Source organism: Planctobacterium sp. R6, from assembly GCF_055755215.1.
This window is the reverse complement of record NZ_JBVTQY010000005.1, coordinates 137,528-150,465: the sequence shown is the minus strand read 5'-3', so window position 1 is coordinate 150,465 and position 12,938 is coordinate 137,528. Positions and strand designations below refer to the sequence as shown.

8 protein-coding genes are annotated in these 12,938 nt (G+C 48.5%); 7 read left to right on the top strand and 1 reads right to left on the bottom strand.

Annotation, left to right across the window (positions count from 1 at the left end; all coding sequences use genetic code 11):
* Positions 1-25: 25 nt before the first annotated feature.
* Genes AC0J20_RS05450 through AC0J20_RS05430 form a run of 5 tightly spaced genes read left to right on the top strand, consistent with a single transcriptional unit; the run spans position 26 to position 3,840 of the window.
* Entirely contained in the window at positions 26-742 is a 717-nt protein-coding gene (locus tag AC0J20_RS05450) for an SURF1 family protein (RefSeq protein ID WP_473020923.1), read from the top strand.
* Entirely contained in the window at positions 717-1,283 is a 567-nt protein-coding gene (locus AC0J20_RS05445; RefSeq protein ID WP_473020922.1) for a hypothetical protein, read from the top strand. Before AC0J20_RS05450 ends, AC0J20_RS05445 begins: the two co-directional genes overlap by 26 nt.
* A gap of 10 nt (positions 1,284-1,293) precedes the next feature.
* On the top strand, positions 1,294-2,271 hold the full coding sequence (locus AC0J20_RS05440; protein WP_473020921.1) for a COX15/CtaA family protein: 978 nt from the start codon (positions 1,294-1,296) through the stop codon (positions 2,269-2,271).
* Positions 2,272-2,275: 4 nt separating this feature from the next.
* Positions 2,276-3,190 (top strand): heme o synthase, encoded by a 915-nt coding sequence (gene cyoE / locus AC0J20_RS05435; protein ID WP_473020920.1) that lies wholly within the window; start codon positions 2,276-2,278, stop codon positions 3,188-3,190.
* On the top strand, positions 3,187-3,840 hold the full coding sequence (locus AC0J20_RS05430) for an SCO family protein (RefSeq protein WP_229529709.1): 654 nt from the start codon (positions 3,187-3,189) through the stop codon (positions 3,838-3,840). Before cyoE ends, AC0J20_RS05430 begins: the two co-directional genes overlap by 4 nt.
* Here the strand turns inward: AC0J20_RS05430 and AC0J20_RS05425 are convergent.
* The gene (locus AC0J20_RS05425; protein WP_473020919.1) at positions 3,837-4,871 is read right to left on the bottom strand and encodes a polysaccharide deacetylase family protein; all 1,035 of its coding nucleotides are present in this window, start codon (positions 4,869-4,871) and stop codon (positions 3,837-3,839) included. The two genes, AC0J20_RS05430 and AC0J20_RS05425, sit on opposite strands and share 4 nt — an antisense overlap.
* A gap of 56 nt (positions 4,872-4,927) precedes the next feature.
* On the opposite strand from AC0J20_RS05425, the gene AC0J20_RS05420 reads away from it, so the two are divergent.
* Together AC0J20_RS05420 and AC0J20_RS05415 are read left to right on the top strand one after the other, a co-directional pair.
* Positions 4,928-6,226, top strand: coding sequence for an MATE family efflux transporter (locus AC0J20_RS05420; protein ID WP_473020918.1), 1,299 nt, complete (start codon positions 4,928-4,930; stop codon positions 6,224-6,226).
* 125 nt (positions 6,227-6,351) lie between these two features.
* Positions 6,352-12,924 (top strand): response regulator, encoded by a 6,573-nt coding sequence (locus tag AC0J20_RS05415; protein ID WP_473020917.1) that lies wholly within the window; start codon positions 6,352-6,354, stop codon positions 12,922-12,924.
* Positions 12,925-12,938 lie beyond the last annotated feature (14 nt).

Below are 12,938 nucleotides of genomic sequence, written 5' to 3'. Positions count from 1 at the left end.
GTGCCTCTTTTACTGTAAATATTTAATGAGAAAGTTACCCCTTATCCCTACCTTAATCACTTTTATAGCGCTTGTCATCTTATTGAAACTTAGCGCCTGGCAGTTTGCACGGGCACAGGAAAAACAAACGTTGATGGAGCAGGATCTCGCTTCAAATCAACAGGTTTATGGCGACCTGCTGACCGCGCTGGCAGCACCTGGTAACAACAACTTTAAGCGGCTTATGCTTTCCGGAGTTGTTGATAGTGAGCACCTGTTCTATTGGGACAACCGGGTACTGCAAGGCCGAGTGGGATATGAAATCATCGCTCCTGTGAAAACCGCAGCAGGTGATATATTGGTTAACTTTGGATGGCATGCCGATACCGATTTTCGCCGGACATTGCCGCAAATTAATCTGCCTGAAAGGGTGCAGCAATTGCGGGTTGTTCTGTATTTGCCTGGCCTGAACAATCTGATTCAGCAAAGCGAATCTCAGGGCAACTGGCCCGCTTTGATTCAACAACCGGATATTCGGTTAATGGGGCAGTGGCTCAGTCGTGATTTCATTCCCGCAATGGGGTATGTTGAACCGACAGAACAGTTTGCTCTGGAGAACAATTACCGGCCTGTAACTTTGTCTCCGGAAAAACATATTGCATACGCTATACAATGGTTATTGCTGGCGATTGCCTGCATTCTGGTATTCATCCTGGCATTGAGGAAAAAGTGGAAAGATGAGCGACAACAACAAATCGAATAATCGCAAAACATTAATTATCTTTGTTTTAGTTTTTTTAGTACCGGTTGTACTGGCCTGGTTTGCATTGCAAGGCGACTGGTTTAACAAGGGGGCGACCAACAAAGGTGAATTGCTCAATCCCGCTATCGAAATGCCGGAGTTATTGCGCGGAGAAAAGCCATTCTGGCGCTTAGTGTACGTCTTACCCGCCAATTGTGATGCCCGCTGTAAAAATGCGATTTACAGTCTTAATCAGGTGTGGATAGCCGCAGGAAAAGAGCAGGACCGCATTGTTCCTACTGTCCTGATTATGCCAGACAGTGATACAAACGCGGTGGCGTCGCTTTCCGCTGAGTCACACTTTGTGCTGCTGAACACGCAATCTGACTATTTGGATAAGGTGTTTAAAAAGCAAACCGTTAGTGGTATTTTTATTGCTGATACGCTAGGAAACGTAATTCTTCGTTACCCTCTTAGCTCCGAACAACAACAAGCGGTATTAAATAGCCGCGATATACTTGCCGACTTGAGGAAGTTACTGAAACTTTCCCGAATCGGGTAGAGCCAATTTTATGAGAAATCTCGTCAAAGTTAGTATTTTTCTCGCCCTGGTGGTCATCGTGCTTGGGGCTTATACCCGGTTGTCAGATTCCGGACTGGGCTGTCCAGACTGGCCAGGCTGTTACGGTCACATGGTTGTGCCCAAGACCGATGATGCGATTGCCAGGGCTGAATCTGCCTTTCCCGACCGGCCTCTGGAAGCCCGCAAGGCCTGGATAGAGATGGTACACCGCTATTTTGCCGGTACACTGGGCTTATTGATTCTGGCGATTGCTATTCTGGCAATTAAAAATCGCCGCCAACATACCCCCGTCAAACTCCCTTTTTTAATCCTGTTGCTGGTAATTTTTCAGGCGGCCCTGGGGATGTGGACAGTGACCATGAACTTATTGCCGGTGGTGGTAATGGGGCATCTGTTAGGCGGTTTTACCCTGTTGTCCTTACTCTTTCTTTTGCATCTCAGGCTGAAACCCTACCGCATCCCGGGGGGAGATCCCAGGGTACGACGTTTTGGTAAATATGCGTTGCTGGGTTTAGCTATTCTGGTGATTCAGATTGCATTGGGGGGCTGGACCTCGGCGAACTATGCGGCGTTAGCCTGTACTGAATTACCCGTCTGCGAAGGGGCCTGGTACGAAAAACTGAACTTTTCCGGTGCGTTTAGTGTGCCGGAAGCAGACAATTACGAATTTGGAGCGCACCCTTATGACGAACGCATGACTATGCATATCGTACATCGCTTTGGTGCCCTGGTGACTTTCATTTATTTATGTTGGCTGGGCGTACGCTTGTACACTGCCGCTATTTCTGACCGTATTAAAAATCAATCAGTGCTGATGATTTCAGTACTGGGCTTGCAGATTGGCCTGGGTGTCTCTAATGTGGTGTTTAGTCTGCCCATAGTGGTGGCCGTGGCCCACAATGCCGTTGCGGCGTTATTACTACTGACACTGATTTTATTGAATTACACACTCTACAGAAAGACCTGAGTTTATGGAAAAAGTTGCGAAAAATGGGTCTCCTGCAAATGCCTGGCAGGGCGCAGGTTGGCGAGATTATTATGAAATGACAAAACCCAAAGTGGTTTTGTTGTTATTACTGACTGCATTGGTTGGGATGTGCCTGGCCGTAGAGGGGGCGTTGCCTATCGTGCCGTTAGTGGCGGGTCTGTTGGGAATTGGGATGTTGTCCTCGTCCGCAGCGGTAATAAACCACGTTGTGGACCGGAAAATCGATGCCAAGATGGCCCGTACCTACAATCGCCCTGTACCGAAAGGCAAAGTAACCCCGCAAAGAGCATTGCTCTTTGCCCTGTTACTGTGCCTTGTCGGGTACGGCATACTGGAAGTGTTTGTTAATCGGCTGACAGCGGTGCTGACGTTTGCCAGTCTGGTGGGATATGCCTGTATTTATACCATGTACCTCAAGCGTGCTACCCCACAAAACATCGTGATTGGTGGACTTGCCGGAGCGGCACCACCCCTGTTGGGTTGGACCGCCATGACAGGCGAAATTCACGGTAACGCGCTGTTGTTGGTGCTGATCGTCTTTACCTGGACACCGCCGCACTTCTGGGCATTGGCCATTCATCGCGAAAAAGACTATGCCAAAGCCGAAATTCCCATGTTACCGGTAACTCACGGTATTGAGTTTACCAAAACATCAGTGTTGGGTTACACGGTGCTGCTGGGACTGATATGTCTGATGCCGTACCTGGTGGGCATGACCGGATTGATCTATCTGGTAGGGGCGACATTGCTCAACGTTGCATTTTTGGTTTATGCCTGGAAACTGAAATACGCCGCCAAAGACGAAACCGCCATGAACACCTTCAAGTTTTCTATTCTGCATCTGATGCTGTTGTTCATTGTTTTACTGGTGGATCACTACTTCAAGTTAGTATTATGAAACAACCTGTCTTTTTGGGAAGCATCGCGGTAATCGCGTTAGTCGCTGGTGTCTGGTTAGCGCTGAACATCGCGCCGCCTTCAGTATCTGAACCTGCCTATGCTCAGATGTATCCGGCACCCAGAATGCTGAATGACGGCGAACTGAACGGTCACGACGGTTCCACAATTACGCCGGATTGGTTTAAAGACCAGTGGACTCTGGTGTTTGTGGGCTATACCTGGTGTCCCGATATTTGTCCCACCACCCTGGCTGAACTCAAGCGCATTTACCCTCAGCTGACTAAGTTAAGCGAACACCCTCCGGTCAAGGTCTTGTTTATCTCTGTCGACCCGGGCAGGGATGATACGGCCAGGTTGAAGCAGTACATTGAATTTTTTAATCCTGATTTTTATGCCGCCACGGCGGAGCACAAGCAACTATTCCCATTTATTCGCAGCATGGGCATGGCTTACGCTATTGCAGAAAGCACGGATAAACCCGATTACCTGGTGGATCACAGTGCCTCTATGGTGATTGTCAATCCGGATGGACACGTAATTGGGCGATTCAAGCCGGACCATAAGCCCGGCCAGTTGGCCATCAGTGATGCTCAGCAAATTCTGGCAGATATGCCGCTGATTATGGCCCGTTACCAGGCCAGGGATTAATCCAGCCAATTACCTTCTGCTGTGGCCACAAACCAGGGCTGCGAATGCCAGTAGTATCTTCCTGAATGCGTTTTACTGGGCGCAGTGCAATTGACTCTGGAACGGCCTGGCTTAAGTATCTTGTCGGCTGAAATGCTGACCTGATTACCCTGCCACTCAGTGGCGATTTTATCGCCATTGAAATAACAACTAAACAGCGCGGGATTGAAGTCAGAGGTATCGATTTGCATCTGATATGTTAAGCCAGGTGGCTGATAAAATACCGGGTCGTTGATGGATATTGAGGTTACCGGCATGGCAAGTGACTTCAGTTTGGTTTTCAGCGTTGCCAGATTACTGTAAATACCAGCCGCCGGATAGCGCGGGATCTCCTGCAGATCCGAAACAAATCCTGCTGCACCGGAGTGTTGTGCAAAGCCAATGATATCTAATTCTTTCAGAAGACCTTTCACGTCGGCGTTAAATTCGCCAAAAGGGTAGGCCAGAAACCCCGGGCTATGGCCTATGTGCTGTTTTATTGCCGCTTCGGTATCCAGAATATGTTGCCTGGTTTCGGCCAGCCAACCGGGTTGCCTGGCATTTTGCAGCAGGTGGCGGTGATCCCAGTAATGGTTGGCTATGAGTACTCCGTCTGCGGATAACTGTTTGAGCTCCTCCCAATCCAGATGACTGGGGCCGACACCCACTTCCGAAGGGTTAATAAAAATCGTGTAGGGGAAGCCGTACTTTTTCAGTATCGGGTGGGCGTTTTCTTTGATATTGCGAAAGCCATCATCAAAGGTAATTGCAACGGCATTGTCCGGAAATGGCTGGCGTTTTATCAGGTTGTTCACCAGCTCGTCTAAGCTGATCACCTTGTGGTTTTCGTGCAGATAGGCCATGTGCTGTGAGAACTTTTCCGGGGTAATCGTAGTGGAAGGTGGGGTATCATGGCTGACGTGATGATAAAGCAATATACTGGCGTTCTCATTGGCGGACAGGCCGGTCCATTGAAATACACAGAGTAAAAGCATTGCTATTTTATGTTTCATGGTCATTTGTTGTTTCGCCCCTTAATATTCCTGCTCAGAAAAATAAGAGTAACAGTTTGACTTTTTATTACGCAATACGTTATTTCACCGCATTAGCGGTGCCGATGATTATCAGCAACATTTTCACGCCGTTAGTGGGATTGGTGGATACCGCGATAGTGGGCCATTTACCGGGTACTCACTTTCTGGCAGGCGTTGCGCTGGGCGGCATCATCATAACCCAACTCATTTGGGTATGCGGCTTTTTGAGAATGTCCTCTACCGGATTAAGCGCTCAGGCATCAGGCCGTGATAACAGCGAAGAAGCCGCTTCGATACTGAATAACGGCATTTTGCTGGCGTTGCTGCTGGGGGTTTTAATCTGGTTGTTAAGCCCGGTACTGTTTCAACTGGGCAAGTATTTTTCCGGCAGCAACCCTCAGGTGGTGTCGGTGGCGCAAGCGTATTTTTACATACGGGTTTTTGCCGCTCCCGTGTCATTGACAAATCTGGTACTGATGGGATGGCTGTTGGGGCGTAAACAGCATAGTAAAGTGATGTGGATTCAGTTGATCGCCAATCTGCTGAATATTGTTTTGAGTTTGCTGTTGGCTATCGGTTTGTCTATGCATGTCACTGGTGTGGCTCTGGCCACTGTGATCAGTGAATGCGTGATACTGGTGTTGTCACTGAAGTGGATAGCGAAAATATTTCCACAGTGGCGTCACCATATCCGTCTTTGTCAGAATAAAGTTAAGGCGTTTTTGTCGTTAAATCGCGATGTGTTTCTCAGAAATGTGTTTCTGCAACTCTTCCTGGCGATATTTACCTTTATGGGGTTGCAGTTGGGCGAGTTAACCGCGGCTACCAATGCTTTGCTCATGCAGTTTTTTGTTTTGATTGCGCTGGGTCTGGATGGTGTAGCTTATGCTGCCGAAGCACTGTTTGGCGAAGCGATCGGAAAACAGCAACGCTACAAGGCAAGGCAATGGACGCATATCAGCTTGTTGGTTTCTACCGCGTTTGCGGTGCTTTACACCGGCATTTTTTGGGGATTTTTTTATGAAATCAGCCAATTACTCACCAATATAACAACAGTAATTCAGAACCTTCAGGCATTTAAAGTCTATATTGTATTGTTGCCTCTTATCGCGCACTGGAGTTTTTTGTTGGATGGCTTATACGTGGGTATGACCAGGGCAAAGCCAATGTTTGTTACTATGGTGATCAGCGTAGTGTTGGCCATCTGTTGGCAGCTACTGCACCTGGACACGATGAGCGCCACCGTGCTATGGCAAAGTTTCATGATTTTTTTACTGGCACGGGGACTGTTGTTAGGGACGCATTTTTACTACCGGATTTATCGCCCATCGTAACAGTCAGGTGCCTGTGTTGAGCTGAACTAAGCCTTTGCCAGACACACAGGTGTCGGCGACGTTGCAAGAATGTGAGTACTGTTCTTTACTTCATAACAGGACAGCAAGGACCAGAGGATATCACTGTGCTATCAGAGCTTGAACAACTGGAAGAATTTACAAAGCTAAGTGGTGATCTGTTTCTCACCCAGGTCAGGGATGCGCAACAAAATCTGTTTTGGCTAAAACAGGCCAAAGGAGCAGTGTCTGTTACCCATCATCCTATAGAAATCGAAACCACCCAGTCACACGCTTTACCTGATGAGGCCATCGCACCGGCCAGACGATTTACTGAGGGAGAGGATGTTTTCGCGCTTTACCCCGCAGTGTCAGGTAGTGTGACCTTTGCTCAGCTTCTGGAGCAACACACCTGGAATACTGAAGACAAGCTAAGATTAAGTCTTGCCTTGACTGAGTTTTTGACCAGTCTCCATCACCATAACCTGATTTGTGGTTACGTCGACCCGGATACGCTGATCCTGGATGAAACAACATGGGGGGTGACAACAATCAGTAGCTGGCACCTGCTCAATGCAGCGGCCCTGAATAATACTATTTTGGAGACGTTGAAAAGCCATGCCAACCTGTTGACGGTATCTCCTGAAATCACCGGGCGTACTGAAAGGCTCCCGGATGTTTCGTCAGATTTGTACTCTCTGGGCACAATTTTCTATCGCATTTTTTTGGGGGAATACCCTTACCAGTATTCTGATCCGCTGACAATGATCCATGCCCACATTGCCCGGCCTGTTGAGTTTGACCCGGGCAAGGTGTTTGCAATACCTGAAATGATATTAACCATTATCAGCAAATTGCTAAACAAGGCACCGGAGAGCCGTTACCGCGATGCCCGGACATTGCAACAGGATCTGCAGGAATGTTTAAATCAATGGCGGGAAAATGGCGATATTGCGCCTTTTACCATTGCCCGCTCTGAAAAAAGTACGGCGTTGTTGTTCCCACAGTTCCTGTACGGCAGAGAGTCTGAGCTGGAACGGCTCAATGACTGGTATGGGGCGCTGTTAAAAAGCCAGCAGATACGCTGTGTTGTGGTGAGTGGCAAAGAGGGCGTGGGCAAATCAGCACTGGTGGAGGAGTTTATCTCCCGGATCACCGACGCGGGCAGTGCCTATGGGCTGGCAGCCGCAGAAAAAGTCACCAGCGCCTGGCAACAGTCGGCAATTCATCGGGTGACAAATAACCTACTGGAAAAATCCCTCTTGCTCGGTGACGAGCATTTGTCCCTGCTGCGCCAACAACTGTCAACATTACCCGACGACACACTTCAACCACTTTTGACTCTGTTTCCCAGTTTGCAGGTCATTTTGATGCAGGACGCTGAACCGCTGACCGAGGTTGCTGGCCAGTTTGATAAAAAAGTCATGGAGCTGTTGTTTTGCCTGTCTGAGGTGATGCACGGCATGATGCTCATTTTTGAAGATGCACAATGGCTGGACAGTATCAGTGAAGACCTCCTGACTGACGTCCTGCGAGCGGCACGCAAAGGACGTTTTGGGGTGCTGTTGTTGTACAGAGAACCAGAAACGAGCTGCGCTTCGGCCACCCCCTTTTGTGCTGAACTGCAGAAGCCTGATTCTGAATTACTACAGGTTCCGTTACATCCCTTAACTGCGGAAGCAGCTAAAAACCTGGTTGAAGACACATTCTGGGAGACCAATTTTAGTCTCGAAGAGCTGGCCGACAGGGTATTTCAAAAAACACAGGGAAACCCCTATTTCGTTAAAGTGTTTTTGCAGCAGCTGGTCGACGATGGCGCTATTTTTGAGGACGAAGAGCACATCTGGAATTGGGACCTGGATAAGATCAACGCGTCTCATATTACTGAGAATGTTGCGGATATTGCGATCACCGGATTGTCACAGTGGTCACCGCAGCAGTGTTTTATTCTTAAAGCCGCTTCTTTTTTCTCGGATCAGATAGACATGGACATCCTGCTCGCCATCAGCGACTTGAGTAACCGGGCAATTGGAGCCTTTACTGAGGAACTGATTGCCCAGGGTATTTGGCGTAACACTGAAAGCGACGATGGTACAGTTCAATATCAATTTTCCCATTTCAAAATTCAGATGGCCGCCCGACAACTGGAAACGGAGCATGACGAAGCAATGTTCCGAAATTTGCTGACCAAAACCTACCTCAGGATAAAGTCCAAAGCGTGGCTGCGTGACAACGTATTAAACTGGATTGACCTTGCCCCCGAGAATCCGGTTAACGAGGGCCTGGCAGATGGTGCTGAATTTATCGATTATTGCTGGCAGGCAGCCAGTCAAGTAACAGATAACGAGCGTCGTTTGGGATATCAGTTACAGGGTATAAATGCACTGAACCCTGACATCTGGCACAAACAATATACGCGCTGCTTTGGTTTGTTTGACGAGGCGATAACACACCTGCTGTTAAAAGAGGACAGTACGCAGGTGGCGCATTTGCTTAACCTGTTAACACAGTTCCGTCTGAATTCGGCTGACAAGTTAAAAGCGGTACTCTGGCAGGTGCACAACCTCACGTTGCAGGCACAGTATCAACAGGCATTCAACACCGGATTGACGGTTGTCGGGGCGATATTCCCGGAGGTTGATTTAGACAATATAAAACAGACGTATTTGCAATGTGAAGCAGACTATCCAAGCTCGGCCATCATTGACATAGCACATCGCCCCTTTTGCGATGAATCGCTGCATTTACACCATTGCCAGCTATTGTCGCTGTTGATAAACGCGGCGAAGGAATTGTCAATTGTGCCATTGATGCAGGTGCTGGCGGTTGCCATTAAACTGTCTTTACTCCGGGGAAATTCGACCTATGCGGCACAATTTTTTGCACAACATGCACTTATTTTAGCCAGGGTTTATCAGCAGTATGAGTCAGCATTTGCCTTTGTGAACGTGGCACAAACGCTGGCACAAAAAAATACGGAAAATAACCGCAGGCAGGCAGAAATCAGCTATTTAAATTATGCCTTTGTTGCTCCCTGGAGCTTACCGCTACTTCACTGTCGCGAGGCGTTGCAGGAGTTGGGCGCTGATAGCTTTGAACAGGGCCAGGGGAGTGTTATTTCGCAGAGTATGCTGTGTAATGCGGTTTACTCAATATTCACTGACAGCGCGTTAGATAAACCAGCGCAGTTGTTTGAATCGCTCGCGGCTTTGCTACAGGAGCAAAATCTGCCCGCTGTATCCACGGGAGCGGCACCCTGGCTGGAATTGTTGCGATACCTGAAAGCTCCATCACCGGATAGCCCGGACGTAAAGTCGACTGACGAGAAAATAGGTAATACCGCTAACCTGCAAACCCGCATGGTTACCCTTGGCTGGCATTTTACCCGGCTATTGCAGGCCTATTGGGATAATGATGCGGTGGCAGCAGCCAACTATGCAACGCGCTGGCGAGAGGTCGGTGAGGATTTGCTGTGTGTGCCCTGGTTGGTGGATTATATCGCGTTGTCGGGACTGGTATTGCTGCGACAGCCCACAAAGAGAACAACCGAAACTGAGCTGCAAAGTATCGAAAAGCAATTAGCCACCTGGTCAGCCCTGAATCCCGATAATTTTCTGACTCAGTATCAGTTGTTTTGCGCAGAATGGCGGGCCAGTCAAGGTGAAAAAGACGCCTGGTGGCATTATCGTCAGGCGATTCAACAGGCGCAGCGGCAAGGACAGTGTCTTTGGTTAGGCCTGGCCAGAGAAGCTTATGCCAGTTACTGGTTGGCTATGGATGATGAGGTACAGGGGTTTGGCCAACTCCAGGCTGCATTGTCCTGCTACCGGCAGTGGCAAGCTCATGGCAGAGTGGCACAACTGTCAGGCGAATATCCGCAACTCAGTGATCAGCCGGAACTCCCCACCGGACAGCTGCTTCCTGCAGCAAAGTCCGAAAAAAACCTCGATTTAATGTCGGTGCTGAAGGCGTCAGAAACCCTGAGTGGTTCCATCGATTTGAACGCGTTTCTGATCCGAATGATGACCATTATTGTGGAAAATGCCGGCGCACAGCAGGGCTGTATATTGTTTCAGGAAGACGACAGTTTCCAGGTTCAGGGAGCGTATCCTAAACCTCTGACGCTGGAACAGGTACCACAAACCTTGCTCAACTACGTGGCCAGAACAAAATTACCTTATGTGGTGGATGATAGTGCCACAGAGCCTAAGCTAACGGCAGCGAATCGCAGTTTACGTCTTATGCCGCGCTCCATGTTGTTTATTCCGCTTATTGTAGCGGGTAAATTACGCGGCGTGCTCTATTTAGAGCACAGCGATTTTACCGGGTTTTTCACCTCTGACAGAATTGATGTACTGCAACTACTGGCCAATCAGACCGCTATCCTGTTTGACAATGCCAGCCTAAATCAACAACTGCTTATCAATAATCGCGACCTGGAGCGCAAAGTTGATGAGCGCACCATTGAACTGGCTGATGCAAAATTAAAAGCTGAAGAAGCCACGGCCGCCAAATCTAACTTTTTGGCGAATATGAGCCACGAAATTCGCACCCCAATGAATGCGGTAATCGGTCTGTCGAAGTTAGCGCTCAGAAAACAGATAAATCCGGAGCAACGAGATTATCTGGAAAAAATACAAAGTTCTTCTGAGTCGCTTCTGACGTTGATCAACGACATTCTGGATTTTTCAAAAATTGAAGCGCAAAAACTCACCCTGGAAACCATACCTTTTAGTCTGGAAAAATCGCTTCGGCGGGTGGTTAATCTCAATAATCACAAAATGCACGAACAGCACCTGGAGTTTGTTTTGTCGGTGGATAGCCGAATCCCGGACAGTTTAATCGGTGATCCGCTGCGCATTGAGCAAATTATTATTAATCTGGTGAGCAACGCAATCAAGTTTACCCGTCAGGGGTATGTGCATTTAAACGTCGCCAGGGTGTCGCAGCAGGGTGAGACTTTGGTTCTGGAGTTTAGTGTCAAGGACAGTGGCATTGGCATGAGTGAAGAGCAAACCCGACGCCTGTTTAAATCCTTTAGTCAGGCAGACAACAGCGTTACCCGTCAATATGGGGGAACGGGGCTTGGTCTGGCGATATGTAAGCAGCTCTGTGAACTGATGCACGGCTTTATTGCGGTAAAAAGTGAACCGGGTCAGGGGTCAGAGTTTACGTTTACCATCCAGTTGCAGGTGGCAGCCGGAGATTTGGCCCCGGCCAGTCACACGGATGTGTCGGATTTACATGCGCTGGTGGTGGATGATATGGAAGTTGCACGCGCAGTCATGAGCGATGCCCTGGATGCCCTGGGCATAAAGTCTGACACTGTTTCCAGTGGTGAAGAAGCACTGCAACTGGTCAGCAAAGCAGAGAAAAGGCAGCAACCCTACGACATCATCCTGATGGATTGGAAAATGCCCGGTATGGACGGTATCACAGCATCCAGGAAAATCAGGGAGCATATCAGCGGAAAAATACCTCATATCCTGATGATCACCTCCTATGATAAGGAAGCATTGAAAGCAATTGATGTTGATAACATTATCGACCGATACATTGAAAAACCGGTGAATCCGACGGATCTAATCGACGCCATTCAACAGTCATTGGGTGCCAATAGTCGTGATGACGCGGCTCTGTCCGCCAGTGAGCAGATACCTGACTTCAGTCATGCTAGGGTGTTATTAGCCGAAGACAATGAGCTGAATCAACAGGTTGCTTTGGAGTTTTTACAGGAAACCGGCATTCAGGTGGATTTAGTTCAGGATGGTCAGCAGGCAATCAATGCCGTTAAACAAAAGCAGTATGACCTGATTTTGATGGATATTCAGATGCCGGAAATCGATGGTCTGGAAGCCACAAAACGGATCCGGCAATTTAATTCGGACATCCCAATTTTAGCCATGACCGCCCATGCAATGGCAGGAGACAAAGAGCGCAGTCTGGCGGCAGGCATGAATGCGCACATCGCAAAACCTATCAACCCGGTGGAGCTGTACTCAGTGATGAGTGAGTTTATCACCGGTAGTGACATAAAAACCGTGCGAGCGAGCGCGCCCCTGGAGCACCAGGATACGGGGCAGTCGGAAAATGAAAAGTATGCGTTGGCGCTGTTCAGAGAAATTACTGCGCTGGACCTGGACACTGCGTTAGAGCGTATTCAGGGGCGCAGCAAACTGTATTGTAATCTGGTGCAGGATTTTGTCCGGGATTATGACGGCGTCGATGAGCAACTGATGGCACACTTCGCCGCCTCCGAGCGACAGAAAATTTATCGCATTGTCCACTCCCTGAAATCCAACATAGCCTACATTGGGGGATTCAGACTGTCTCACCGATTGGCTATGATCGAGCCGCGAATTCGGGAAGGGGACGATTTTATTCTGGAACTTGAAAGGGTGATGGCAGAAGTGATGGAGCTGCACAAGGGGTTAGCAGAAAAGCTTCAGCAGGTAGACTTGCATGCCGCGAACTTTTACAGTGAAAATAACAAAGAGGGCAGTTTTTATCCCGAGTCAATGCTACCCTTATTAAAAGCATCGGACTTTTCTGTCGAGGCTAAAATTAAGCAACTACACCAGCAATGCAGTACTGAAGCAGAACGTCAAATGTTGCATAACATTGATGCACTGATTGCTGAAATGGAATTTGAGGAAGCGGCTGACTTTTTACAAGTGTGGCTGCGGGAAAATAAACGTTAACGGACTGTAGAGCC

Excerpts from the sequence above, each read along its gene's own strand:
- cyoE (WP_473020920.1), top strand. The coding sequence starts at position 2,276 with ATGGAAAAAGTTGCGAAAAATGGGTCTCCTGCAAATGCCTGGCAGGGC.
- AC0J20_RS05430 (WP_229529709.1), top strand. The coding sequence starts at position 3,187 with ATGAAACAACCTGTCTTTTTGGGAAGCATCGCGGTAATCGCGTTAGTC.
- AC0J20_RS05425 (WP_473020919.1), bottom strand. The coding sequence starts at position 4,871 with ATGAAACATAAAATAGCAATGCTTTTACTCTGTGTATTTCAATGGACC.
- AC0J20_RS05440 (WP_473020921.1), top strand. The coding sequence starts at position 1,294 with ATGAGAAATCTCGTCAAAGTTAGTATTTTTCTCGCCCTGGTGGTCATC.
- AC0J20_RS05450 (WP_473020923.1), top strand. The coding sequence starts at position 26 with ATGAGAAAGTTACCCCTTATCCCTACCTTAATCACTTTTATAGCGCTT.
- AC0J20_RS05445 (WP_473020922.1), top strand. The coding sequence starts at position 717 with ATGAGCGACAACAACAAATCGAATAATCGCAAAACATTAATTATCTTT.